Annotated in this window: 28 protein-coding genes and 1 other RNA gene; 11 read left to right on the forward strand and 18 right to left on the reverse strand. The window is 32.2% G+C overall.

The genetic code is table 11. The features are described from left to right. Positions 1-156: 156 nt before the first annotated feature. The gene (locus HX088_RS02435) at positions 157-1,188 is read right to left on the reverse strand and encodes a quinone-dependent dihydroorotate dehydrogenase (RefSeq protein WP_171623231.1); all 1,032 of its coding nucleotides are present in this window, start codon (positions 1,186-1,188) and stop codon (positions 157-159) included. A gap of 137 nt (positions 1,189-1,325) precedes the next feature. Between HX088_RS02435 and obgE the strand changes: the two genes are divergently transcribed. After that, a complete protein-coding gene (obgE, locus tag HX088_RS02440) occupies positions 1,326-2,312 on the forward strand; it encodes a GTPase ObgE (RefSeq protein WP_171623232.1) in 987 nt (328 codons plus the stop codon). A 22-nt stretch (positions 2,313-2,334) separates the two neighbouring features. Beyond that, positions 2,335-2,655 carry a YbaB/EbfC family nucleoid-associated protein gene (locus HX088_RS02445; RefSeq protein ID WP_038333099.1) on the forward strand — a complete coding sequence of 107 codons (321 nt, stop codon included), beginning with the start codon at positions 2,335-2,337 and terminating at the stop codon, positions 2,653-2,655. A 34-nt stretch (positions 2,656-2,689) separates the two neighbouring features. Here HX088_RS02445 and HX088_RS02450 read toward each other — a convergent pair whose 3' ends face one another. The 3 genes from HX088_RS02450 to HX088_RS02460 all read right to left on the reverse strand — a co-directional run bounded on the left by HX088_RS02450 (position 2,690) and on the right by HX088_RS02460 (position 5,011). Then, positions 2,690-3,463 carry a rhomboid family intramembrane serine protease gene (locus HX088_RS02450; RefSeq protein WP_286483244.1) on the reverse strand — a complete coding sequence of 258 codons (774 nt, stop codon included), beginning with the start codon at positions 3,461-3,463 and terminating at the stop codon, positions 2,690-2,692. Positions 3,464-3,536: 73 nt separating this feature from the next. Next, positions 3,537-4,517, reverse strand: a complete 981-nt coding sequence (locus HX088_RS02455) for an ATP-grasp domain-containing protein (protein ID WP_260542185.1) — start codon at positions 4,515-4,517, stop codon at positions 3,537-3,539. Further along, complete coding sequence (locus HX088_RS02460) at positions 4,514-5,011, reverse strand: hypothetical protein (RefSeq protein ID WP_171623235.1); 498 nt, start codon at positions 5,009-5,011, stop codon at positions 4,514-4,516. Before HX088_RS02460 ends, HX088_RS02455 begins: the two co-directional genes overlap by 4 nt. A gap of 50 nt (positions 5,012-5,061) precedes the next feature. Between HX088_RS02460 and HX088_RS02465 the strand changes: the two genes are divergently transcribed. The 3 genes from HX088_RS02465 (at position 5,062) to rnpB (ending at position 8,750) form a co-directional block, all read left to right on the forward strand. Continuing rightward, positions 5,062-5,712: an NRDE family protein gene (locus tag HX088_RS02465; protein WP_286483245.1), complete on the forward strand. Its 651-nt coding sequence runs from the start codon at positions 5,062-5,064 to the stop codon at positions 5,710-5,712. Between the two features lie 119 nt (positions 5,713-5,831). After that, positions 5,832-8,357 (forward strand): ATP-dependent Clp protease ATP-binding subunit, encoded by a 2,526-nt coding sequence (locus HX088_RS02470; RefSeq protein WP_286483246.1) that lies wholly within the window; start codon positions 5,832-5,834, stop codon positions 8,355-8,357. 83 nt (positions 8,358-8,440) lie between these two features. Beyond that, an RNA gene (gene rnpB / locus HX088_RS02475) (RNase P RNA component class A) lies at positions 8,441-8,750 on the forward strand. On the opposite strand, the gene HX088_RS02480 is transcribed toward rnpB, so the two are convergent. From HX088_RS02480 to HX088_RS02510, 7 genes are all read right to left on the reverse strand, one after another. Continuing rightward, positions 8,748-9,521 carry a LuxR C-terminal-related transcriptional regulator gene (locus tag HX088_RS02480; protein WP_171623238.1) on the reverse strand — a complete coding sequence of 258 codons (774 nt, stop codon included), beginning with the start codon at positions 9,519-9,521 and terminating at the stop codon, positions 8,748-8,750. The genes rnpB and HX088_RS02480 overlap by 3 nt on opposite strands. A gap of 186 nt (positions 9,522-9,707) precedes the next feature. Continuing rightward, the gene (locus HX088_RS02485) at positions 9,708-10,649 is read right to left on the reverse strand and encodes a transketolase family protein (RefSeq protein WP_188320221.1); all 942 of its coding nucleotides are present in this window, start codon (positions 10,647-10,649) and stop codon (positions 9,708-9,710) included. Beyond that, positions 10,649-11,347 (reverse strand): hypothetical protein, encoded by a 699-nt coding sequence (locus tag HX088_RS02490; RefSeq protein WP_286483247.1) that lies wholly within the window; start codon positions 11,345-11,347, stop codon positions 10,649-10,651. The genes HX088_RS02485 and HX088_RS02490 overlap by 1 nt, the downstream gene beginning before the upstream one ends. Before the next feature lie 22 nt (positions 11,348-11,369). Beyond that, positions 11,370-12,851 carry a hypothetical protein gene (locus tag HX088_RS02495; RefSeq protein WP_225539771.1) on the reverse strand — a complete coding sequence of 494 codons (1,482 nt, stop codon included), beginning with the start codon at positions 12,849-12,851 and terminating at the stop codon, positions 11,370-11,372. A 26-nt stretch (positions 12,852-12,877) separates the two neighbouring features. Then, the gene (locus HX088_RS02500) at positions 12,878-13,723 is read right to left on the reverse strand and encodes a transketolase (protein ID WP_171623241.1); all 846 of its coding nucleotides are present in this window, start codon (positions 13,721-13,723) and stop codon (positions 12,878-12,880) included. Positions 13,724-13,967: 244 nt separating this feature from the next. Beyond that, complete coding sequence (locus tag HX088_RS02505; protein ID WP_225539772.1) at positions 13,968-14,210, reverse strand: hypothetical protein; 243 nt, start codon at positions 14,208-14,210, stop codon at positions 13,968-13,970. A gap of 3 nt (positions 14,211-14,213) precedes the next feature. Beyond that, the gene (locus tag HX088_RS02510; protein ID WP_260542201.1) at positions 14,214-15,743 is read right to left on the reverse strand and encodes a sodium:solute symporter; all 1,530 of its coding nucleotides are present in this window, start codon (positions 15,741-15,743) and stop codon (positions 14,214-14,216) included. Between the two features lie 109 nt (positions 15,744-15,852). On the opposite strand from HX088_RS02510, the gene recR reads away from it, so the two are divergent. Both recR and HX088_RS02520 read left to right on the forward strand, forming a co-directional pair. Next, positions 15,853-16,467 (forward strand): recombination mediator RecR, encoded by a 615-nt coding sequence (gene recR / locus HX088_RS02515; protein WP_171623245.1) that lies wholly within the window; start codon positions 15,853-15,855, stop codon positions 16,465-16,467. Continuing rightward, positions 16,468-17,544 (forward strand): glycosyltransferase family 2 protein, encoded by a 1,077-nt coding sequence (locus HX088_RS02520; RefSeq protein ID WP_284583291.1) that lies wholly within the window; start codon positions 16,468-16,470, stop codon positions 17,542-17,544. Between the two features lie 13 nt (positions 17,545-17,557). Here the strand turns inward: HX088_RS02520 and HX088_RS02525 are convergent, their stop codons facing one another. The 6 genes from HX088_RS02525 to rsfS form a co-directional block, all read right to left on the reverse strand. Further along, positions 17,558-17,812 (reverse strand): hypothetical protein, encoded by a 255-nt coding sequence (locus tag HX088_RS02525; RefSeq protein WP_286483248.1) that lies wholly within the window; start codon positions 17,810-17,812, stop codon positions 17,558-17,560. Between the two features lie 85 nt (positions 17,813-17,897). Beyond that, positions 17,898-18,548 carry a phosphatidylserine decarboxylase family protein gene (locus HX088_RS02530; RefSeq protein ID WP_171623248.1) on the reverse strand — a complete coding sequence of 217 codons (651 nt, stop codon included), beginning with the start codon at positions 18,546-18,548 and terminating at the stop codon, positions 17,898-17,900. Then, positions 18,545-19,393, reverse strand: a complete 849-nt coding sequence (locus HX088_RS02535) for a phosphatidate cytidylyltransferase (protein WP_260542207.1) — start codon at positions 19,391-19,393, stop codon at positions 18,545-18,547. Before HX088_RS02535 ends, HX088_RS02530 begins: the two co-directional genes overlap by 4 nt. Positions 19,394-19,395: 2 nt before the next feature. Then, positions 19,396-20,001, reverse strand: coding sequence for a hypothetical protein (locus HX088_RS02540; RefSeq protein ID WP_171623250.1), 606 nt, complete (start codon positions 19,999-20,001; stop codon positions 19,396-19,398). 129 nt (positions 20,002-20,130) lie between these two features. After that, positions 20,131-22,143: an ATP-dependent zinc metalloprotease FtsH gene (gene ftsH, locus HX088_RS02545; protein WP_284583292.1), complete on the reverse strand. Its 2,013-nt coding sequence runs from the start codon at positions 22,141-22,143 to the stop codon at positions 20,131-20,133. Positions 22,144-22,164: 21 nt separating this feature from the next. Beyond that, positions 22,165-22,533 (reverse strand): ribosome silencing factor, encoded by a 369-nt coding sequence (gene rsfS / locus HX088_RS02550; protein ID WP_171623252.1) that lies wholly within the window; start codon positions 22,531-22,533, stop codon positions 22,165-22,167. Positions 22,534-22,626: 93 nt separating this feature from the next. Between rsfS and HX088_RS02555 the strand changes: the two genes are divergently transcribed. Genes HX088_RS02555 through HX088_RS02570 form a run of 4 tightly spaced genes read left to right on the forward strand, consistent with a single transcriptional unit; the run spans position 22,627 to position 24,755 of the window. Then, positions 22,627-23,340: a biotin--[acetyl-CoA-carboxylase] ligase gene (locus HX088_RS02555; RefSeq protein WP_286483249.1), complete on the forward strand. Its 714-nt coding sequence runs from the start codon at positions 22,627-22,629 to the stop codon at positions 23,338-23,340. A 27-nt stretch (positions 23,341-23,367) separates the two neighbouring features. Next, positions 23,368-23,883: an isopentenyl-diphosphate Delta-isomerase gene (idi, locus tag HX088_RS02560; RefSeq protein WP_171623254.1), complete on the forward strand. Its 516-nt coding sequence runs from the start codon at positions 23,368-23,370 to the stop codon at positions 23,881-23,883. 12 nt (positions 23,884-23,895) lie between these two features. Then, positions 23,896-24,306: a 6-pyruvoyl trahydropterin synthase family protein gene (locus HX088_RS02565; RefSeq protein WP_286483250.1), complete on the forward strand. Its 411-nt coding sequence runs from the start codon at positions 23,896-23,898 to the stop codon at positions 24,304-24,306. After that, positions 24,303-24,755 carry a peroxiredoxin gene (locus tag HX088_RS02570; protein ID WP_260542217.1) on the forward strand — a complete coding sequence of 151 codons (453 nt, stop codon included), beginning with the start codon at positions 24,303-24,305 and terminating at the stop codon, positions 24,753-24,755. Before HX088_RS02565 ends, HX088_RS02570 begins: the two co-directional genes overlap by 4 nt. 270 nt (positions 24,756-25,025) lie before the next feature. Here HX088_RS02570 and HX088_RS02575 read toward each other — a convergent pair whose 3' ends face one another. Continuing rightward, entirely contained in the window at positions 25,026-25,337 is a 312-nt protein-coding gene (locus HX088_RS02575; RefSeq protein WP_225539779.1) for a GIY-YIG nuclease family protein, read from the reverse strand. Positions 25,338-25,546 lie beyond the last annotated feature (209 nt).

The following is a 25,546-nucleotide window of genomic DNA, read 5'->3' on the forward strand; positions in this document are numbered from 1 at the left end:
GAATAAAATCGAACTTAAATAAAATGAGCCCGATACAATATCGAACTCATTTTTATAATTATTAATTTTTAATCTGTACAAACTTTTGGGTGCAGTCTAATTGAGAATCCTTTTTTTATTATCAAGTTTAATTTATTTAGTCAAACTTTGTACGAGTTATTTATCTTCAACCAATCCTTTGCAAATATTCTTTACAACAGCAGGACCTTCGTAAATAAAACCTGTGTAAACCTGTAATAAACTTGCACCAGCTTCCAACTTTTCTTTTGCATCTTCGGCTGTATGAATACCGCCAACACCAATAATAGGAAAGGCTTTGTTCGATTTTTCTGAAAGATAACGAATGACTTCTGTCGAACGCTTTTTAAGTGGTTTTCCTGAAACGCCGCCTGTTTCTTTTACAATCTCTGGATCAGAATTTAATCCTTCTCTTGAAATGGTTGTATTAGTAGCTATAACTCCAGCAATTTTAGATTCTAACACGATTTCAATAATATCGTCTAATTGAGAATTGGTCAAATCAGGAGCGATTTTAAGTAAAATAGGCTTTGGTATTTCGTGTTGGTGATTGTATTGTTGCAAATATTTTAAGATGTACAATAAGGGTTCTTTTTCTTGTAAATCCCGTAATCCTGGTGTGTTTGGCGAACTTACGTTCACGACAAAGTAATCAACATAATCAAACAAAGCATTGAAGCATTTCACATAATCATCAACCGCATCTTCGTTTGGAGTGACTTTATTTTTACCAATATTTCCACCAATGATATAACGCTCGCGATGAGGTAATTCTTTTATTTTTTTAACAGCATAGTCAACACCTTTATTATTAAATCCCATTCGATTAATAATTGCTTCATCTTCAACTAAACGAAACATTCGAGGAGCTTCGTTTCCGGGTTGAGGTTTTGGTGTAACGGTCCCAATTTCGATAAAACCAAATCCGAAGTGGTTCAATTCTTCGATGTATTCAGCATTTTTATCAAAACCTGCAGCTAAACCAATTGGATTTTTGAACTTGATTCCAAAAACTTCACGTTCTAAACTTGGATGATTGAATTGATAAAATTTATCTAATAGTTTTCCAACACCAGGAAATGCAACATAATTTTTTAGGTTACGCATAACAAAATGATGCGCATCTTCAGGCTGTAATTGAAATAGAATTTGCTTGACTTGTTTGTACATGCTGCAAAATTAAACATATCCGATAAATATTCAACTCAACTATTCATCAGTTTTACAATATTTTGAAACTTAACAATTAGATTTTAATAAACAAATTAGAAATCGTACTTTTGCAGACTAATTAAAAGAGAGAAAATATGCAATCAAATTTTGTTGACTACGTAAAAATAAATTGTAGAGCCGGACATGGAGGTGCGGGTTCAGCAAGTTTGCATCGCGAAAAATATATTGACAAAGGAGGACCAGATGGTGGAGATGGTGGACGTGGAGGAAACATCACACTTGTAGGAAACTCAAATCTTTGGACATTGTTAGAATTTCGATTTAAAAAACATTTCCGTGCGCAAAATGGTGGTCGAGGAGGTAAATCTCGTTCAACTGGTGCTGATGGTGAAGATATTATTTTGGAAGTTCCGATTGGAACAATTGCCAGAGATGAAGAAGGAAATATTATTGGCGAAGTAACAGAAAATGGACAAAAATTAATTATTGCAAAAGGAGGAAAAGGAGGTTTAGGAAACTGGCATTTCCGTTCTGCAACACGTCAAACACCTCGTTATGCACAACCAGGTATAGAAGGAGATGAACTTTATGTTACATTGGAGTTGAAAATTTTAGCTGATATTGGATTAGTAGGTTTTCCAAATGCTGGTAAATCGACTTTGTTATCGGCTGTCTCGGCTGCAAAACCTAAAATTGCAGATTACGCATTTACAACTTTAACACCTAACTTAGGGATTGTTGATTATCGTAATCACCAGTCATTTATTATGGCAGATATTCCTGGGATTATCGAAGGAGCAGCAGAAGGAAAGGGACTTGGACATCGCTTCTTACGTCATATCGAGCGTAATTCGAATCTCTTGTTTTTGATTCCTGCGGATGCAGAAGATTATAAAAAAGAATATGAAATTCTGTTGAATGAATTGAAAAAATTTAATCCAGAATTATTAGATAAAGGACGTGTTTTAGCTATCTCTAAATCAGATATGTTAGATGATGAATTGGAAGCTGAAATTAGAGCACAATTACCAACTGATATCGAAACAATATTTATTTCGTCAGTTTCTGGAAAAGGAATTACAGAATTGAAAGATTTATTGTGGAAAAAATTACATGAATAATTAATTATTAAAGATAAAAAAAATGTTTGGAAATTTTGGAGACATCATGGGAATGATGGGAAAAATCAATTCATTTAAAGATAAATTTTCTGATTTAAAGAATGAATTAGACGGAGAAATTTTTACAACTACTTCTAACGACGGAAAAGTAAAAATTACCATGTCTAAATTGGCAACAGTAAAAGATATTGAACTTGCTGAAGGAATGGAGAAAGAAGAGATTGAGGATTTATTAGTAATGACGTTAAACAAAGCGTTAGAGCAAGTAAAAACAGAAGCAATCGATAGAGCGAAGAAAACTGCTCAAGAAAACTTACCAAACATTCCTGGAATGCCTTTCTAAAAAGAGATTGATTACAAGATAAAAACCCTGAAAATTAATTTTCAGGGTTTTGTTTTATGTAATAATTTGGATTTTCATCTTCTTCATTCAAAGATTCTAAATATTCTGCTCTCAAACGTTCTTGTTCTTGGTAAACTTCCCATAAATGCTCGGCTTGTGGGTCATAATAATTTTCTTGATCCCATTTCGGAAATTCTTTTTGTGGACCAATTTTTCGAAATAAATAGGCGAAAAACGCACCTGAAATAAATCCGCTCAAATGACCTTCCCATGAGATAGAATTACTACTTGTATCTGTTTTTAGTTGAGGTAAAATTTCTTGCGGAACCATCCCCCAAATCATTCCACCATATAATAAAATAATAATTAATGATATTGCCATCAAACCACGTTCTTTTCGGATAATACCACTAAAAAAGATAAACGAAGCCAATAAATAAACAATAGAACTTGCACCAATATGACAACTTACGTTATCATCTAAAAATGAGGGATTTCCAATAATCCATAAGATTGTTCCTGATAAAATCCAACCAAAGAAAATAACGTAATAGGCCAATCTATCATACATTAACAAGGCGATAAAGCTTAGAAATGCCAATGGAAAAGTATTGCTAATAATGTGTTTCCATCCCGAATGGAAAAATGGTGAAAATAAAATACCTTTCAAGCCTACAAAAGTTCGAGGAATAACACCATAACAACCATCAAAGCTGTATCCATTTTGTTGAAATAGAAAGATAATCCACATGGGGATAAGTAATAATAACGGGATTATAATTGTTTTCTTTGGAAAGGGATACCTCATATAAATGGTTTCGGATGTTGCTTTCAATCTTTATTCCTTTCGAGAAATACTGCCAAAATTGGTTAAATTATGATTAAAATCGTTTGATTAATTCTTTTGCAAGCAATTTCCAATCCGTCCATTTTACACCTAATTGATGATTTTGTATAGCAATGTTATGTTGATAATCTAAATGCTTAATCACTTCTTTATAAGCTTTTATGAGGTTGAATGAAGGATCGTAGATGTGTGTTGCTTCCGAATTAGCTCCATTAACTTCGAGTATGACAAAATTTCCGTTTTGAAAATCTTCTAAACTTTTTGCTTTCAAATCAATTCGCCCATAATAAAATCCATCAATTTTTTGAGCGATTTGATCAATGGTTTCTTCTAATTTTATCGTTTTTAAATATGATCCATCCAAAAATGTAGTTCCACGACTATGATTACCAATAGGCTCTACTAATAATTGTTCACCTTTTGCAAGAATAGAATTTAACTCGTTTTGATAGCGTTTAGTTAAATAATCTTTTCGGTAAAATGCTCTTAAATTTTGATCGATTAATTCTTTTAACGTCGACTTTCCATCGCCTGTAAATGTTAAAAAATCTTTTGCTGTAATCGAAAGTATTTTACCATTTTTTTCTTTTGGTAATCGAACGTAAAATACACCAAATTCAAAATTTGATTGAATATATTCTTGTAAAATTAAATCACGATTATTTTGTTTTAAATAATGATTCCAGTCAAAAATATTTCGAATTAATTCTACTCCAATTCCACGTTCACCAAGATTTGGTTTGGCAATAAAAGGAAAATTAAACGGAAGTTTTTGTGTTGTAAATTCCTCAAAAAAAACAGTTTTTGGTTTGTAATCTTCTTCAATTTGATTCAATAAATCTATTTTCGAATAATCGATAAATCCGCCCCATTTCATTTTTGGATTTACGGAACAAAAGTAAGCTGGTGCACCTGCCTGAAAAATTTTATAAATATACCAAGGTGTTAATGGTCCATAGAATAGCCAGAATGGCCAAAATTCGTATTGTGTCCATTTCGCAATATTTGGTTTCATTTTTCTTGATTTTGAAAAGCAATTGTTGAAGAAGCAATTCCAAAATTTTGTGGAATTTTAAATGTGGGAAAATGAGTTTCAATGGCGATTTTAATCAATGCAAAATGATGAATACTATGATCAAAACAATACATTATTTCACGATAATTTGTGGTATTAATCATAAAATGTTCACCATAATAATTCTGTTTGAGTTGAATAGTTATGTCTAAATCTAAAGCTTCAATTTTAGTTTTTAAATGATTTAAAGTCGTCAAACTTTCAACAACAGAATTTTCTAACGAATGATTACGTTGTCGATCATCATAAGAAATACAACGATTTTCCTGAGCTTGTAGCAAACAAGAGTAAAACTCAATAATATGACGAAAATGTTGACCAACAGAAGCGTTTGAAATAATTTTTAATTCTTGTTGAAAAGACGTATCGTCAAATTGCAAAAGAATTGATTTCATTTCATCAAAAGAATGCGATATAGTTTTCTGAATACTCATAATTCTTTGCAAAGATAAATTTTTACATTTGAACTAAATTGAAAAATGAGATGTGTATAGTCAGTTTTTATAGAAATGATGATGAATTTGTGTTGACCCACAACCGAGACGAAGAAATTAGTCGATCTTCTTCAAATGAAATTGTAGAACAAATACGTTTCGGAAAAACCTATTTTTCGCCTGTTGATGAACGAGCAAAAGGTACTTGGATGTTCTATTCGGAGCAATATGTTGCTTGTATTTTGAATGGTGGAATCGAAAAACCATTACATTTTAAAGAGCAATACAGAGAAAGTAGAGGAATTATTTTATTAGATTTGTTGAAGTATAATACTGTAAAAGAGTTTGTTAATTCGGAAAATTTGTCAGAAATCGCACCTTTTACCATTTTTGTTTTTGAAAGAACAACTAAAAATGCTTACCTTTTGTTTTGGAATGAAAATGAATTGAGTGTAAAAGACGTTTCACAAGAAAAAATTGTAACATGGTGTTCGTCTACTTTATACAGTCCTGAAAGAAGAAATGAAATTGATCAAATTATACAATCAAATTCTACACTTTCTTCAGAAGAAATAATTGATTTACATGATCAATTAAAGATGAATAAAGGCGATTTATACGATTTCTTAGCGACGACCTCTATTTCTCAAATTTTTATGAATTCATTAAGAATTGATATGAAATATTGTCAGCTATTTTGAAATTAATAGACAATAATTCCCTATTTTAGGGATTCATCAAATCATTTCGGACATAGGCATAATTTATGCTATAGTCTACCAGAATAATTATATTTGTTAAAGACAGCTTAAATAATAAAATGAACGATAATTTCTCACAACAAGTAAAAGACGTTATTTCTTACAGTAAGGAAGAAGCGTTGAGATTAGGCCACGACCAAATAGGAACGGAACACCTTCTGTTGGGGATTATTCGCGACGGTGAAGGGAAAGCCATTTCTGTCTTAGAAGCATTAAATGTTGATTTAGACGAAATGCGTCAAAAAATAGAAAACCTAAACCCAGCTAAAGAAACTCCGGTTAATAATATAAAAAATTTGAGTTTGACAAAACAAGCCGAAAGAGCGTTGAAAACCACATTCTTAGAAGCAAAATTGTTTAAAAGTCCGACTGTAAATACAATTCACTTATTATTGTGTATCCTTCGTAATGAAAACGATCCGATTACCAAGTTAATGAATAGGTTAGATATTGATTACAATACAGTAAAGGAAGAATTCAAATTTCAATTTCAAGATGAGGAAATTCAATCTCCTCGTGCAGAAAATCCATCTTTTGATGGAGGGGATTCTGATAGCGATTTTGAACGTGCGTCTACAAGTAAATCAACTTCGAAAAGTAAAACACCTGTTTTAGATAATTTCGGACGAGATTTAACAGCGATAGCACAAGAAGGAAAATTGGATCCTGTTGTTGGGCGTGAAAAAGAAATAGAACGTGTTTCTCAAATTCTTTCTCGTCGCAAAAAGAATAATCCATTGTTAATTGGAGAACCAGGTGTTGGTAAATCTGCAATCGCAGAAGGTTTAGCCTTACGAATTGTACAACGTAAAGTTTCGCGCGTTTTGTTCAACAAACGTGTAGTTACATTAGATTTAGCTTCGTTAGTTGCTGGAACTAAATACCGTGGGCAATTTGAAGAAAGGATGAAAGCCATCATGAATGAATTAGAGAAAAATGATGATATTATTCTTTTCATTGATGAGTTACATACAATTGTTGGAGCAGGAGGAGCTACGGGTTCTTTAGACGCTTCTAACATGTTCAAACCTGCTTTGGCGCGTGGTGAATTACAATGTATTGGAGCAACAACGTTGGACGAATATCGTCAATATATTGAAAAAGATGGTGCATTAGTTCGTCGTTTTCAAAATGTGATGGTTGAACCAACAACTCCAGAAGAAACATTACAGATTTTACATAATATCAAAGATAAGTATGAAGCGCATCATAATGTAAATTATACAGATGAAGCGTTGCAAGCTTGTGTAAATTTGACAACACGTTATATTACAGATCGTTTCTTGCCAGATAAAGCGATTGATGCTTTAGATGAAGCGGGTTCTCGCGTGCATATCAAGAATATAAAAGTTCCTCAAGAAATTTTAGATCTTGAAGCAAAATTAGAAGAAGTTCGCGAAGAGAAAACGAAAGTTGTAAAATCTCAAAAATACGAAGAAGCTGCTCGTTTACGTGATTCAGAGAAACAAATAGAAAGTGATTTGAAACGTGAGCAAGCAAAATGGGTACAAGAATCGAAAGAGAATCGTGAAACAGTTACAGAAGAAAATGTAGCGGAAGTTGTTTCGTTGATGTCTGGCGTTCCTGTACATCGTGTAGCTGAAAAAGAATTGAAAAAATTGGCTCAGATGAATGAGTTAATGAAAGGAAAAGTAATTGGTCAAGATGAAGCGGTAACGAAAGTTGTAAAAGCAATTCAACGTAATCGTGCAGGATTGAAAGATCCGAACAAACCAATTGGTTCATTCATTTTTTTAGGAACTACGGGTGTTGGTAAAACACAATTAGCGAAAGTTTTGGCGAAAGAAATCTTTGATTCGAATGATGCGTTAATTCGTATCGATATGTCAGAATACATGGAGAAATTTGCCGTTTCTCGCTTAGTTGGAGCACCTCCGGGCTACGTTGGTTACGAAGAAGGTGGACAATTGACAGAAGCAGTTCGTCGTAAACCATATGCGGTAATTTTGTTAGATGAGATTGAGAAAGCGCATCCAGATGTATTCAATATCTTGTTACAAATTTTGGATGATGGTCATGTAACAGATAGTTTAGGTCGTAAAGTTGATTTCCGTAATACGATTATCATTTTAACATCTAATATTGGTACAAGACAATTAAAAGATTTTGGTGATGGCGTTGGATTTGGAACTTCATCGAAGAAAGATTCTGCAGATGAACGTGCAAAATCAACAATTGAAACAGCATTAAAACGTGCTTTTGCTCCAGAATTCTTAAATCGTATTGATGATATTATTTTCTTTAATTCATTAACAAAAGAAAATATCATGAAGATTATTGATATTGAGTTAGCAAGTTTAATTGAGCGTCTGACAGCATTAGATTATCATATCGAATTAACTGAAGAAGCGAAAAATTTTATTGCTGACAAAGGTTTTGATAAAGATTACGGTGCTCGTCCATTGAAACGTGCTATTCAGAAATATATTGAAGATCCGATGGCAGAGGAGATTATCAATGCGGTAATAAGTGAAGGTGATCAATTAATCCTTGACTTGAATGAAGCAAAAGATGGTGTTAAAATTTCTGTAAAAGGAAAAACGAAAGAAGAAAAATCAGAATAATTTCTAAGTTTCTATAAAAGAAAGGCTTAAACATTTTTGTTTAAGCCTTTTTTATTTCGGTAACTTTTGCCGTACATTTGTGCTCAGCAAGCCACTTTGTCGCTTCATGTACGTGAAGAGGAAAGTCCGGGCTCCAAAGAGTAAGCATAGCGGGTAACGCCCGTCCGTCGAGAGGCGAGGACAAGTGCAACAGAAAGTATGTACAGTTCGGCTGTAGTGAAACCAGGTAAACTCTATGCGGAGCAATGCCATGTATACCAGTAGTTAAGAGCTACTCGTTCGTTGCTGGGGGGTAGGCAGATTGATGTTTCAGGCAACTGAAACACTAGATAAATGACAAAGCATTTTAAATCATTAAGATGACAGAACCCGGCTTATCGGCTTGCTTTTTTACTTTTTAAAGTAAAGACTAAACAATTCAGATGTATTTGAACAATGGTTTTTCTTCAAAATATTTCTTCGATGCGTATCTATTGTATGTTTACTCAAACCAATAGCATCAGCAATATCTTGGCTTGTATAACCTCTGAACAAATATTCTACAATTTCTTTTTCTTTTTTCGTTAACAATAATGAAGAATCTGTTTTCGGATGAAGCAAGTTACTTAAACCATTTTCGATGTTATAAATTTGCATAGTTGGAATTCCACCAACTTTTATTTGTGTAATATCATTTGCTAAGCAAAAAACACGATTAGGTAATAGATTTTCGCTCAATTCATAAAAAAAATGTTGAAGATGTATTTGATGAATAATTCCTTTTTTATCTATCACACGAAAGTTATACATAAATTTATAATTGACTCTTTCTTCTGGTGTAATTTCTGTGTTAAAATTTGCAATTTTTTGTTGGATATCAATGACGTATTCTAAATCATCAGGATGAACAATTTTCACACAAAGTTCTGCGGTATATTCAGTCGGATGATAACCTAAAATAGATTCAGCTTGTGGAGAAACATACTCGAAAACAGCCGAATTAGGATTGATTACATACATAAAATATTCACCAATAGATAAACTTGCGAATGCTTGTAATGATTCTTCAATCGATTTAAAACGATCTTCCTTTTCTTCTTTATTTCTACAATCAGTATTTTCACTCCAAAGTTGTTTGACGATTGTAGTATATTCTATTAAAGATTTTTGATCAGATTTATTCATAAAATTAGATTTATTGTTTATCCACAATACCGATTGATGAGTATTTTTTGAATAAGCAAGATAACTTATTTTTGCAAGATAAATATATAGTAAAAGCTATTTTTGCTTTTATAACCAACCTAAATAATCTAAAACAATAAAAAAGGAGCTTTTAATAAGCTCCTTTTTTTATTTTATTGAAAGGTATTAAAGTAAAGATTTTACTTTTTCGATTACTGCAGTAGAATCAATACCATATTTTTTCATCAAATCTGAAGGTGTTCCAGATTCACCGAATGTATCATTAACTGCAACAAAAGCTTGTTTTGTTGGTAATTTTTGAGCTAAAACTCGTGCAACAGACTCTCCTAAACCTCCTAAGATATTGTGCTCTTCAGCTGTAACAATTTTACCTGTTTTTTTGACAGAGTTTAAGATTATTTCTTCATCCAAAGGTTTAATAGTATGAATATTGATTACTTCACAAGAGATTCCCTCTTTTTCTAATTCAGCAGCTGCAACCAAAGATTCCCAAACCAAATGTCCAGTAGCAACGATTGTTACATCAGAACCTTCGTTCATTAAAATTCCTTTACCAATTTCAAATTTTTGATCAGCTGGTGTGAAAACTGGAACCGCAGGACGTCCGAAACGCAAGTATACAGGACCTTCATATTCAGCAACAGCAAGTGTAGCCGCTTTTGTTTGATTGTAATCACAAGGATTAATCACAACCATTCCTGGTAACATTTTCATCAAACCAATATCTTCTAAAGTTTGGTGAGTTGCACCATCTTCCCCTAATGTTAAACCAGCATGTGATGCTGCAATTTTTACATTTTTGTTTGAGTAAGCAATAGATTGACGAATTTGGTCGTACACACGTGCTGTAGAAAACTCAGCAAATGTTCCAGTGAAAGGAATTTTACCACCAATTGTTAATCCTGCTGCAATTCCCATCATGTTTGCTTCTGCAATACCAATTTGGAAAAAACGCTCTGGATTTTCTTTGATAAATTGATCCATTTTTAATGAACCAATCAAGTCGGCACATAATGCAACAACGTTTGGGTTAGTTCTCCCTAACTCTGTTAATCCATCTCCAAATCCACTACGTGTATCTTTTTTTTCTGTGTATGTTAAGTCTATCATTGTTTTTGTTTTTTGTATTCGTTTTTGTATTCTTCTACTTCTTTTTTCTCATCAAATTGATACATAAAATCAGTTGGTGAAATCGTTTCGTTTTCGTCAGAATTATTTTTTAACCAATTTTCTAAAGTTTCTACATTTTCTAACACAATATTCTGTCCAACTCGGTACACCAAGCCTTTCAAATTTAATTCAGAATTGATAAACGGAACAGAGTTGATAGTAGATGTTGTATCAATACACATTTCAGTTCCATTATCATTGTCGTTATCTTTTCTAAAAATAGTATAAACTTCGCACAATTGATTTTGAATAGTTTCTTTTTTACCCGTTTTGTTCGCTACATAGTTGTTTCCGAACTCTTGATTAGTTAAACTTGGATGATTGGTAAGAAGAAATTTATTTCCTAATAAATTTTTTGTTCCTTCGAAATCTATTTTAAAAACCTTTGGATTTTCTTCTTCGCTGTAAACAGAATACATGTTTTCGTTTACTTTTAACGAAGCGAAATTTCCCATTGGTGTTCGTGTTATCATCAAATGCGCTTTGTAATCTTTGGTTGATAAAATATCTAAAAAATCTGAATAAAAATCACTTTTGATGCGATATTGTATGACGTTTTCAACTGTATACGTTTGCATTTGAGCAAAAGTAAAACTGGTGAAAAACATTAGAATAAAGCTGATTGATTTTTTCATGATCGATGAGTTTGATAAATAATTAATCCAAAGAATTAAAGAAAGTTGTTAACTTATCTTTGTCTTCTTTTTTCAGTTTATCGAATTTATTTGTAATCTCTAAAACACTTTTTCTCATTGCATCAATTGTTTCAGTTAATCCAACACTTCCGCTTTGATAGATGTACAAATCACATATTTGACCAGCGTAATTGTAAACCAAGTTCCCTAATTCTTTGTCTGTGAAAGCCGGAATTTTAGTTTTTAAATCTTTACAATGTGCTGGTGCAATTTTCAAGTAACTCTGTACATTAGGATTGTCGATTGCTAAATCAATTACACTAATATCAGTCGTTTTGTAAGTCGAAGTGTAAGGATCATAATAATCTGCAATATCTACAGCTTCGTAAGCAGAATCTACCGCATCGGCAGCTTCATCATAAGCTGTTGATACCTCAGTTAATTTAAAGTTTTTTGCATCTTCAAAATACGTTTTGAAAAGGTTGTTTAACTCTTTTACTTCTCCTTTATTAGCTAATTTATTCTTTTTGAATTGCTTAATTAATTGATTCGTAGAGCCCTCTGCTGTTGTAAGTGCAGTTGATCGTTCCAAATCAGGATTGCCATCATAATCAGCATCTGTATAAACTAAATTGTAGTTTAAACCTGCAATAGTCGAAAAAAGTTGATTAACATTATCATTTTCAGATGTTTGATAGGTGTAAAAGTTAATTATAGGATCTTCGTAACGATTGTCTGTGTTGTATGCTGTATAGGTAGAATCTACAACTGTATTAGCGTACAAATCTTCGTAATACGTTTTACTTTTTTCTAATTTTTCGGCGAACTTCTCAATTTCTTTTGCTTGATCAAAAGTTAATTTTGCATTCGCTTTTCCTATTTTATCAACGGTAAAACCAAATGTAGCTTCATCGTTCGTTGTTAAATTAACGAGCAAACCTTTGATATTTTGTTTAGACAGCAGAAAACTAATATTATCAATCGAGTTTTTTTCATCAACACAGATAGAAGTAGTCGTTTCGAAATCATCTTTTTTCGAGATTACTTCGTAATTATTACAGGTATATCCGTTGATTGTTGATGTTTTATTTAGATTAACAACATTGGTAATGTTAGAAAAATAATGATCTTGATAAGGCTTTATTTCCTCTTCATCAATCCCCTCGTAATATGAAGGAAGTTTTATCGAAAGATTATTTTCAAGCGTATTTGCAGTAACATCAAAATATTTATGATCAGTTATTAAGAATGATTCCCTAAAAAAAGTATTCCCTGTACTGTAATAATTTAAGAAATTTTGTGTGTTCTCTGCCGTTCCTAAAACAGCTTCTTTTGATAGATACATCACAAATTGAAAATTATCATTTTGTATGCTGACCAGCTCTTTGTACTCTTCAGGTAAATTAACTTTGTACGTTATTTTTTTGTCAAAAGAAAATGTTTTCTCTTGTCCAAAAGCAGTCAAAGAACAAAGTGCAAGTATAGAATAAACTATTTTTTTCATGGTATTTTGATGATGTTAGATTGTTTTTAGTAATCTTTTAATTCAGTTTCTGGATTTTGCTCTAATGCAGAAGCTAATTGCTCGTCGTTAGGTGCTTTCCCATGCCAAGAATGACTTCCCATCATGTAATCAACACCGTTCCCCATCTCTGTATATAATAAGATAGAAACTGGTTTTCCATTACCTGTTAATGTCTTTGCTTTTTCTAAAATAGCAATAACTTTTTCTAAATTATTCCCCTCTTTTTCTTCCAAAACAATCCATCCAAAAGCTTCTAATTTCGCTTTCAAATCACCCAAAGGCATTACAACATCAGTATCTCCATCTATCTGGCGACCGTTATAATCAATTGTAGCAATTACATTATCCACTTTTTTACCAGCAGCGTACATAAATGCTTCCCAAACTTGCCCTTCTTGCAATTCACCATCACCGTGTAAGGTATAAACTAATTTGTCGTCGTTGTTTAATTTTTTTGCTTGTGCAGCTCCCAATGCAACAGATAATCCTTGTCCCAAAGACCCTGATGCAATACGAATACCTGGCAAACCTTCGTGTGTTGTTGGGTGACCTTGTAAACGTGAATCTAATTTTCTGAATGTAGCCAATTCGCTTACTGGGAAAAACCCTGTACGAGCCAATGTGCTGTAGAAAACTGGTGAAATGTGTCCGTTTGATAAGAAAAATAAATCTTCTCCTTTTCCGTCCATAGAAAAATCTGTCGAATAGCTCATGATTTTACCGTATAATGCAGCAAAATATTCTGCACAACCCAATGATCCACCTGGGTGTCCACTGTTTACGGCATGTACCATTCTCAAAATATCTCTCCTTGTTTGTTGTACTTGTGTTTGAAGTTCTTGAAGTGTCATTGTTTGTTTATAAAAATTTGAACAAAAATAATTCTTTTTTAATCGGCAAAAAAATGATAGGACATAAATCGCTACAAATAGGGGGAATAATCACCAATAAAACTTAAGTTGCGCAAGAGTTAATGAAAACCTGCGCAAGAGTTGATGAACAAGAAGCCTCTCTTTTGTGCTTCTGATTTTATAGGTTATAAATTTTATTCATCATACAAAAAATGGAGAAACCTTTGCTTCTCCATTTTTGTGATTATTCTTCTACGTGCCATTCGCCACGATGTGGTATTAAGGCGTCGCGAACTTGTATCATTTCCGATTCTACGACAACCAAATAAGCAACCGCATATTCGGGTTCTACTTCAACAAATTCTGCAAACGTACTTTGCAATTTTTCTTTTTCTGCGTATTGTTTTAGATGAATGGCGTGATGTTTTGCCGTTGGTATAGCGTCGGGACCATAAAAATCCCAGATTAATTTTAATTTCTTTTCCATTTTTTAATTGATTTCTTTTTGACGATTAGAACTAACAAGCCACAATCCAATAAAAGTTAATAAACCATTTAGTATGATTAATTCAACACCAATTCGATAGTCGCTAAAGTTAATGACTAATTCGTTGATGATATAAGTAAAGACAGGTGCTGAAAGTGCTACTGTAATGATTGCGTATTTTTTGTAAATATTACGTTTGGTTAAAATTCCGAAAGCGAACAAACCTAATAATGGCCCATACGTGTAACCAGCAACTTCCATCACAAGATATACAATAGATTTGTTGTTGATCGCTTTAAAAACCATGATTAAAATAAAAAAAACAACCGTAAAAACTAAGTGAACACGAATACGAATCTTTTTCTTTTCCTTTTCCGATTTTACTTTGTCCTCGTTGATGTTTAATAAATCGACACAATAAGAACTTGTTACTGCTGTTAATGCACCATCGGCAGAAGGAAATAGGGCAGAGATTAAACCGATAATAAAGATAATCGAAATAATCATAGGGAAATGTTCTCCTAAAAGAGAAAGTGCAGGGAACATATCATCACCCATAATATTTTGCCCACCTTGTTGCATAAAGAAACCATCGGCGGTGTAAAAACCACCTTCGCTCATCGCATATAAATACAGTAATCCACCTAAGAAAAGGAATGCTAAATTGACAATTAACAATGTTCCTGCAAAGGTTAACATGTTCTTTTTGGAGTTGTGTAGATTGTCAACCGAAATATTTTTCTGCATCATTTCTTGGTCCAAACCAGTCATTGCAATCGTGATAAACATACCACCCAATATTGTTTTTAGGAAATAAGTTTTCGAGTTTGGGTCAAGATTAATCAAATGGGTGTAGTTCTTGGCTTGCATCATATCGTAAGCTTCGCCAACAGATAAATTAAGGTGCGATAAGATGAACCAAATACAAGCAATCAAACTAATAATCATGAAAGATGTTTGTAAGGTATCTGTAACCACAATTGTTTTTACACCACCTTCGAAGGTGTATAATAATATCATCAATAATAAGACGAATGTTGTTGCCCAAAACGGAATGCCAAGATTATCTAACAAAAAGATTTGTAAGACATTTACTACTAAATACAGGCGAGCAGTAGCACCAATCCCTCTTGAAATAATGAAGAAAACAGATCCCATTTTGTGTGCTTCGACATTGAAACGTTTCCCGAGATAGGTGTAAATTGAGGTTAAATTCATTCGGTAATACAACGGAAGTAAAACTCCGGCTACGATAAAGTAACCAAGGAAAAACCCGATGACCATCATATAATATTCGAATCCTCCGTAAATATATTCCGATCCAGTTAGCTTACCAACCGTACCTGGAACCGAAATAAAAGTAACACCACTAAGACTTGTTCCAATCATACCGAAGGCTACCAACCACCATTTACTTTTCTTGTTTCCGTTAAAGAAAGATTGATTGTCAGAATTTCGGCTGGTATAGTAAGAGATAACTAAAAGTCCTACAAAGTATACGATAACACAAAGTAGTAAAATTGTTGAGTTCATAATTTATTTAGTAAATAAGCCCAAATTTAATATTTTTGAGTTAATGATGACCGATTAATTTTAAGAAGATAATATTGTAAATTTGTCGTCTATAATTTTTTTTGAACGAATGAATTACCCAAGCAAGGTTTTAGAGCGAGCTGTAGAAGAGATGTCAAATTTGCCAGGAATAGGGAAGAGAACTGCATTACGACTTGTTTTACATATGTTAAATCGTCCCAAATCTCAGACAACTGCTTTATCTGAAGCACTTTCTCATCTGGTGAATGATGTGAAGTATTGTCAGCATTGTCATACGATTTCTGATGATGAGGTTTGTGATATATGCAATAATCCTTTACGAGACGAAACAACGATTTGTGTAGTAGAAGATGTGCGTGATGTCATGGCAATTGAAAACACAGGACAATTTAAAGGACAATATCACGTTTTAGGAGGAAAGATTTCTCCAATGGAAGGCATCGGTCCAGGACAATTAAATATTCAAACCTTGGTTGATCGTGTTCAGAATGAGAATGTAAAAGAAATAATTTTTGCCTTAAGTTCGACAATGGAAGGTGACACAACTGTTTTTTATTTGTACCGACAATTAAAGAATACTGAAATTATTTTTTCAGCTATTGCGAGAGGACTTGGTGTTGGTGATGAATTGGAATATGCAGATGAAGCTACATTGGTTCGATCTATTCAGCATCGAATACCGTATTCTGAAAATAAATTTTAAATGAAAGTATCGATAATTATTGTTAGTTATAATGCACCAAAACATTTAGAGCTTTGCCTTGATTCGTGTCAACAAGCTTTACAAAACATAGATGGCGAAATCATTGTAATTGATAATAATTCATCAGAAACAGATTTTACAGTTCTACAAAACCTTTTTCCAGAGGTTAAGTTTCTGCTTCAAAAAGAGAATCATGGTTTTGCAAAAGCGAATAATATAGCTGTTGAAAAGGCTTTGGGTGAATATATTTTGATTCTTAATCCGGATACTGTTCTACCAGAGAATTTGTTTAAACCTTTAATAGAACTTCATCAATCGAAAGAAAAAGTAGGATTTATAGGTGTTCGTTTGATGGATACAAATGGTAATTTTCATCCAGAATCTAAACGAAATATCCCCACAGCAAAAAACTCTTTTTCTAAACTATTTAATCGATTTAATCATTCACAAAAGAATAATTATTACAAATTAGAAGTGGAGGAGTTTGAAACGGCACCTTGCGAAATTTTGGTTGGTGCTTTTATGTTTACTACGAAAAAGATTTACCAACAAATAGGAGGGTTTGATCCACGTTATTTTATGTATGGTGAAGACATCGATTTGTCTTTCAGTGCTGAATTAGCGGGCTATAAAAACTATTATAAAGGAGATATAACCGTTTTACATTATAAAGGAGAAAGTACAAAGCGAGATAAAAAATATTACAAACATTTTTTTGAAGCAATGATGATTTTTTTGGCGAAATACTATAAAAATAATAGGTTGAATTATCAACTTTTACGTTTAGGAATTTCGATTAAATATTTGTTAGAAATCTTGAAATTTTCAATCAATCCATCAAATAATAAACTCAAAGTTGATGTAAATGAGGAAGATTTTTATTGGTTAAATCCTACTTCTGAACTACATTCGTTAACTGAGAATCATATAGTATTAGAAGCAGAGGAGTTTTCTTATCAACAAATATTATCCATTATATCAACAAATAATTCGAATACTCGATCATTTTACATTCGTCCCAAGAATTGCAATTATGTGATTGGAGATGATAAGAAAATTATTAAAATAAATGAATAAAAAAAGCTGAATCTTATTGTTCAGCTTTTAAAGTATCTTTTTTCTCAACTTTCGGAGTTTCTACAGTTTTTGTAGAATCTTTTACTTCCTCTTGTTTTCCTTCAACTACTTCTTCATGTTTTTCATGAGGAGCTTCAGCTTTATGATGCATTTCTTCAGCAGTAGCAGGTTCGTGAACTACAGGAAGTACAGCGTGGTTACCACCAGCTTTAGAGTTACAAGAAGTAGCAAATGCAGCAACAGCTACTAAAAGAATTAATTTTTTCATGACGTACAAAATTTATTGTATGGGTATATGATTAATATATTGTTTTGACAAAATTAGTTAAAAACATTGAGTTCAACTAACTGATTTATTTCAATTGTGCAATTTTCTGAATTCCGCCTTTTGTTTTATCACCAACTTTTACATTGATTTCTGTATCAAGTGGTAAAAAGATATCAACACGTGAACCGAATTTGATAAAACCGTATTCTTTACCAGCAACAGCTGTGTCATTTTCTTTACTATAACAAACAATTCTTCTCGCAACAGCACCAGCAATCTGTCTAAAAAGAATTTTTGTATGGTCAGCATTTTCTACTACAACCGTTGTTCTTTCGTTTAATTCTGATGATTTTGGATGAAAAGCAACTAAAAATTTTCCTGGATGATATTTTGAATAAATGACTTTTCCATTTACTGGATAACGTGTAACGTGTACATTAAGTGGTGTCATGAAAATAGATAATTGAATGCATTTCTGATTCAAAAATTCACTTTCATATACTTCTTCTAATACAACAACTTTTCCGTCTACAGGTGCAATAACGCAGTTTTCAGATGAGTCTGATTCTCGAATTGGATTTCTGAAAAACCAAACGATAAAGCCGTAAAGTATCCATAAAGGCAAGGCAAAATAAAAGCCATAAACAGGGAAAAAGTAATTTAATACTCCTGTAGCGATTGCAAATAAAATTAAGCAACCGATCAAAATTGCTGTTCCTTCTCTGTGAAGTTTCATAAAATATATACGAATAAATAATACAAATAAACAAATGGGACGACAAATATAAAACTATCTAATCGATCTAAAAAACCACCATGACCAGGAATTAAATTGCTACTGTCTTTTACATTGAAAAAACGTTTCAATTTAGACTCTGTTAAATCTCCTACTGGACCTAATGCAGCAACGATTAAACCTATAATCATCCAATTTCCATGTAAGTTATCTCCAAAATAGTTCTGAATCAAAAATCCAGCTATTAACGTAAAAACGATTCCTCCAAAAAATCCTTCCCATGTCTTAGCTCCCGATATTTTTGGTGCTAATTTATGTTTTCCGATTAAGTTTCCTGTCAAATAAGCAAATGTATCACTACACCAAAGTAATAAGAAAACAAAGAAAACTTCGTAATGCATTACCTTTTCGCCTAAAGCATAATCAAAACTTGGTAAGGTTAGTGCGACAGCAAAAGGAGCGATAACGTATGTTAAACCCAAAGTAACTTTTCCAAAATCATTCAATAACTCATTTGTAGATTTGAAAATAACATAAATGCTAAAAACAAATAAAACAGGTATAATGAAATATAAACTTCTTAAGTGAAAATAATAATGGTTAGATGTTTCGAAGGCTTCTAAAAACTCTTTTCCATAATAACCAAAAACAATTAATGCAGCTAACAAAGCTCCTAATTTGTAAAGTTTATTGGTAAGGTTTGTGATTTTAAAGAATTCGTACAAACAAAAAAGTCCGAAAACCATCATTAAGACGATTAACCCTTTTGGATGTATTGTTGTTCCGAAAAATATAATAAGTGCATATATAAGTCCCGAGAAAGCTCTAATTGCTAAATTTTTCATCGCTATTCTTCAACCAACAACAAATAAATATTCTTCGCATTCTGTATATTAGGAAATTTGTGCATGTTTTTCCCGCGAATAGAAGTTATTTTAGATGGAAGGTTGTCTTTTTTTAATGTTCGTAATTTTTGTAATGCCGCCCCAACATTTTCTACTAATTGAGATGGGCGTGCATAGATAATAAAATTTGATGGAAAATCATCTATATTTCTACCACAAGTTTGATGTGCAGATAACATAATACTACCATCAAACGCAATTAAGAATTCGCAATTCAGAAAACTAAGTGTGTAACGCGAGTCACATGGGTTTTCTACATATGGAATCTGATTATTTGTTAACATCTCTTGAAGTTTCGGATCAAGACAAATTAATTCGGTTACATTTTCGTAATTGATGATTTCTTTTAAGTTTTGAAAAGCTTCTTGATTGTTATCACAGAATAAAAAATGACCACCACCAGCGTTGAAGTTTGTAGCAAAAACTTCGTCCATAGAAATTTTGTTTTCAGAAAAATTGGGATGAAATAAATCAATATGATTATCATCGTCAATATTTTCAGATTTCTCTGTCGCTTTTTTAAGTAGGTTTTTAATTGCTTTCCACATGGGAATGTATAATTTTTGTACGGGTTTAATACAAATTTACCCTAAAGGTAATAATTTTTAACAATATAATAAGAAGTAAAAAAAAATCGCCTTAAATAGGCGATTTTTTTTGAAAATTATATGGTTTGATTAAATATCATTTCCAGATTCTGGTTGAACTACTTGTTGCGGTTCAGTTTCGAAAGTTTTTTCATCTTTCTCTTCCATTTGATCTAATTCGCTGACATATTTTCTTGGGCCGAAGATTTCTTCTAAATCTTCTCTGAAAATAACTTCTTTCTCAATTAATTTTTGAGCCAATAAGTCAACTTTATCACGATTAATATCTAAGATTTCTTTTGCTCTTACATATTGCTCTTCAATCATTTTCTTAATTTCCTTGTCAATAACTTGAGCTGTTTGTTCAGAATATGGTTTACTGAATCCGTATTCGTTTTGCCCAGAAGAATCGTAGTACGAAACATTTCCGATTTCTTTATTAAGACCATAAATACTAATCATTGCATTGGCTTGTTTTGTCACTTTTTCTAAGTCGCTTAACGCTCCTGTAGAAATATTACCAAAAACAACTTCTTCCGCAGCACGACCACCCATTGTCATACACATTTCGTCTAACAATTGTTCTGTTGTTGTAATTTGTCTTTCTTCTGGCAAATACCAAGCAGCTCCTAATGAACGTCCACGAGGAACGATAGTTACCTTAACTAAAGGTGCAGCATGTTCTGTTAACCAACCGATTGTTGCGTGACCAGCTTCGTGATAAGCGATACGTTTTTTCTCAGATGGTTTGATTACTTTACTTTTCTTCTCTAAACCGCCGATAATACGGTCTACAGCGTCTAAGAAGTCTTGTTTTTCAACTACTTCTTTATTTTTACGAGCAGCAACTAAAGCTGCTTCGTTACAAACATTGAAAATATCTGCTCCAGAAAACCCTGGTGTTTGTTTCGCTAAAAATTCTATTTCAACATCTTCACCTAATTTTAAAGGACGTAAATGTACCGCGAAGATTTCTTTACGTTCGTTTAATTCAGGTAAATCGACGTGAATAATTCTGTCAAAACGACCTGGGCGCATTAAGGCTTTGTCCAATACATCGGCACGGTTTGTTGCAGCAATCACAATTACGTTAGATTCTGTTCCGAAACCATCCATTTCTGTTAATAATTGGTTTAATGTATTTTCGCGTTCATCATTAGAACCTGTAAAGTTAGATTTTCCACGTGCACGACCAATTGCATCAATCTCATCAATAAAGATAATTGAAGGAGATTTATCTTTTGCATTTTTGAATAAGTCACGTACACGAGATGCACCAACTCCCACAAACATTTCTACGAAATCTGATCCTGATAATGAGAAGAAAGGAACTTTTGCTTCTCCTGCAACAGCTTTTGCTAATAAGGTTTTCCCTGTACCTGGAGGTCCTACTAATAAGGCTCCTTTTGGTATACGTCCACCTAATTTTGTGAATTTATCTGGGTGTTTTAAGAATTCTACAATTTCTTCTATTTCTTCTTTGGCACCTTCTAAACCAGCTACATCATTAAAAGTTGTTTTGATGTGATCATCACCTTCAAACAATTTTGCTTTAGATTTACCCACAGAGAAGATTCCGCCACCTCCGCCAGCAGATCCACCTCCACCCATTCTTCTGAATAGTAAGAAGTAGATTAATCCGAAGAAAATTAATGAAATGAAAAGATTCATAAATAATCCTCCAAAACCGTTTGATACAAGTGTATTAAGTTTTGCAGTTTTATTTGGACTTTTTTCAACATTTTCGTAAAAATCTTTTTCAAAATTTCCAGCATCTGCTACATTAAAAGTGAAGTTTGGAGCTCCTGTTGCAAAAGGATTTAAATTTTCCTTTGTATTTTTGAACTTTTTAAATTCTTCATTATTCAAGGCCTCTTCTGTTAAGTAAACACTTACACGACCTGTTTCTTTTTCTAAATCTGCCTCTTTAACATAGCCTTTTTCTACATAAGTAAGGAATGTAGTACGGTCGATATTTTTAGTAGTTCCGCCTACACCTCCAATATTATCAGAAAATAATAAAAAGGCAATCAGCAATAATCCTATAATACCATATATCCATGTAGGATTAAATCCCGAAGGTTTAAAATTATTTTTTTTCAATTTTTTTGGTTTCAGTTATGATTAATATTCCATTTCGATACGTGTCTCTACAGCATCACCCCAAAGACTTTCGATATCGTAATATTCTCTGTATTCTTTTTGAAAAACATGGACAATAACATTTGTGTAATCCATTAAAACCCATTGGTTATTTTGTCTTCCTTCTACATGAAAAGGTCTTTCTGACATTTCAGATTTTACAGTTCTTTCTATAGAACCTGTTATTGCACTAACTTGAGTGTTAGAATTTCCTGTACAAATAACAAAGTATTGGCAAATTGCATTTTCAATTTCTCGAAGATCCAAAATCGTAATTTCTTCTCCTTTCACATTTGTAATTCCATCAACAATGCTATCTAGCAAGTCTTTTGTATATTGAGTATCTATCATCTTTTATTTTGTAATTCGCAAATTTAGTGAATCCTTATTAAAGTTTAAACTTTTTAAAATAACTTTAACCACTCTTTAAAAATAGTAAAAAAAATGTATTTAATTAGTTTTGATTCTTTGCCTAATACGAACGAGTTCTTGGTCGAATTGTCCAAAAAAGATGCCAATAGTTGGACTGTCATACATGCTAAAAATCAAACAAAAGGAAAAGGTTACGCTGGGAATGAATGGAAAGTTGTGGCAGGAGAAAATTTGACCTTTAGTTTTTTACTGAAAACGGATTATAGTTTTCAAGAGTTAATTTATTTTAATCAATGGGTTTCAAATGTTATTTGTCTATTTTTAAAACAATTTCATCCGAAAACTAACGTAAAATGGCCAAATGATATCATTTTGAAGGATAAAAAAGTTTGTGGAATTTTAATCGAAAATCACCGATCAAATGGAGTGATGAATTCTATAATTGGTATAGGAATTAATGTTAATCAAACTGATTTTAATCACTTACCAAAAGCTACATCAATCTGTAAAGTAACTGACAAAAAATATGACATTGAGGAAATTTTGTCAGATTTAATGCATTTTTTTGAACAAGAATATAGAGACTTAGAACACAAGAATTTCGAAAAAATACATCAAACCTATTTAGATAATTTATTTCGAAAAGATGAATTTTCAACATTTAGAGTAGATGGTGAATTAGTTGAAGGAACCATTTTGGATGTAAATGAGGCAGGAAATTTACTGATTGAGATCAATCAAGAATTAAGAGAATTTAAACACAAAGAAATCGAACTTCTTTTTTAATCCTATTTAAAAGGTTATTTTTGTTACATGAAAGAATTCGTAGTTTTAGTTGATCAAGATGATCAAAAATTAGGATTGATGGAAAAACAACAAGCACATGTCGCAGGTTTGTTACATCGGGCATTTTCTGTTTTTGTATTCAATTCGAAAGGTGAATTGATGATTCAGCAACGAGCTGCAAGTAAATATCATTCGCCTACGTTGTGGACCAATACGTGTTGTAGTCATCCGCGTGATAACGAAACATACGAAGAAGCAGCACATAGACGATTGCAAGAAGAAATGGGGTTTGATTGTGAATTAGAGTATAAATTTAATTTTATTTACAAAGCTCATTTAGAAAACGATTTGATCGAACATGAATTGGACCATGTGTTTATTGGCACATTTGATGAAGACCCAAAATTGAATCCAGAAGAAGTGATGGCTTATCGTTGGGTTGAATTGGATGATTTGAAAAAGGATATGGAAAAAAATCCTCAAAATTATACCGCTTGGTTCAAAATTATTTTTGAACATTACGTTTCGTATATCGAAGAATAAAAATTATACCAGATGAAAGTTACTGTCAACAGAAAAGCACATTTTAACGCTGCCCACCGATTATTTAATAAAAATTGGAGCGAGGAACAAAATTTTGAAGTTTTCGGAAAATGTTCTTATCCCCATTATCACGGACATAATTATGAAATTATTGTTGCGGTGAAAGGTGAAGTTGATCAAGAAACAGGATTTGTAATGAATTTAGATGAATTACGAAAAATCATTGAGGTTGAAGTGGAAGATTATTTAGACCATAAAAATCTGAATGTAGACATCGAAGAATTCAAAAATGTAAATCCAACAGCCGAGAATATTGTGATTTTAATATGGAATAAAATTCGTGCAAAATTAGCTTCAGATTTAGAATTGAAAGTGACTTTATACGAAACTCCGCGTAATTTTGTAGAATATACAGGCGAATGAAAATAGGTGATCACATCCCAACTTTTTCGTTGGAAGATAACAAAGGAAATTGGTTTAATTCGGACGAATTTTTATACAAAAAATATTTTGTCTTGTTTTTTTACCCAATGGATTTTACGCCAATGTGTACCAAAGAAGTGTGTCAATTCCGAGATGTGAATGCAGATTTTAAAGCATTGGATACTGTTGTCGTCGGGATTAATGGACAATCAACATCTTCTCACGAAAAGTTTTATACCAAACATCAACTTAACTTTCCGCTACTTTCTGATAAAGGTGCAAAATTGACAAAGTTATTGGGAATCAAAAAGAAATTAGGACTGATTACGCCACGCGAAACATTTGTCTTTAATAAACAAGGAAAATTAATTAAACATATCGTTTCTAATACAGCAAATCTGCATATAGAAGAAGCAATGAACGCAATAAAAAAAGACCAAGGAAATTAGTTTTCTTGGTCTTTTTGTTTGTATAATTTTTGTCTAATTATAGCACGGTAAATAAAAAAGATTGCCGTACCAATTCCCGAACTAATCAACATGGATTGCATGTCGCTTTTATCGAAAAAATATTTTAGCCCAAATAAGACACAAAAAAATAGAACAGAATAAATGATGTTTTGCTTCATCTGGTAAAAGTAGGGATATTTTCTTTACAACTTCAAGTCTCTATTTTTTGATAGACTAAGAATGATAAGTGAGTTTTTTCATCTATTTCTGTCACTCTGAGCTTGTCGAAGAGTCTTTTTTATTTTTTGATAACTTAGGTAAATTCTCTAATCTATTTTCAATTAAAGTTTCTTTTTTGGCTCTACTCCAGCCTTTTAATTTCTTTTCAAAAATTATTGCTTCATTAACATCTGTAAATTCTTGAGAAAAAACTAATTCAACAGGTCTTCTTGTATAAGTGTAGCAATATAAGTTTATTCCTTCATTATGTTCACCAACTCTTCTATGAAGATTATTAGTAATTCCAGTATAATATGATTTATCAGAACATTTAATTATATACACATAATATAAGTTTTTCATAAGTTAGGTTTTATTCTTCGACAGGCTCAGAATGACAATAATTTTTTCTATTTCTGTCACTCTGAGCTTCTCGAAGAGTTTTTTTATTTTTTTATATAATACCCTTTTTCACTTGTTTTGTTATTTTTGATTATTAAAATATATCCAAGGCAATAAAGAGTTTCATCGCTAGAAATATTCACATCTCTATTTAAAGAATCTCCAACATT

The sequence above is a fragment of the Empedobacter sp. 225-1 genome, assembly GCF_030328185.1.
Lineage (GTDB): Bacteria > Bacteroidota > Bacteroidia > Flavobacteriales > Weeksellaceae > Empedobacter > Empedobacter stercoris.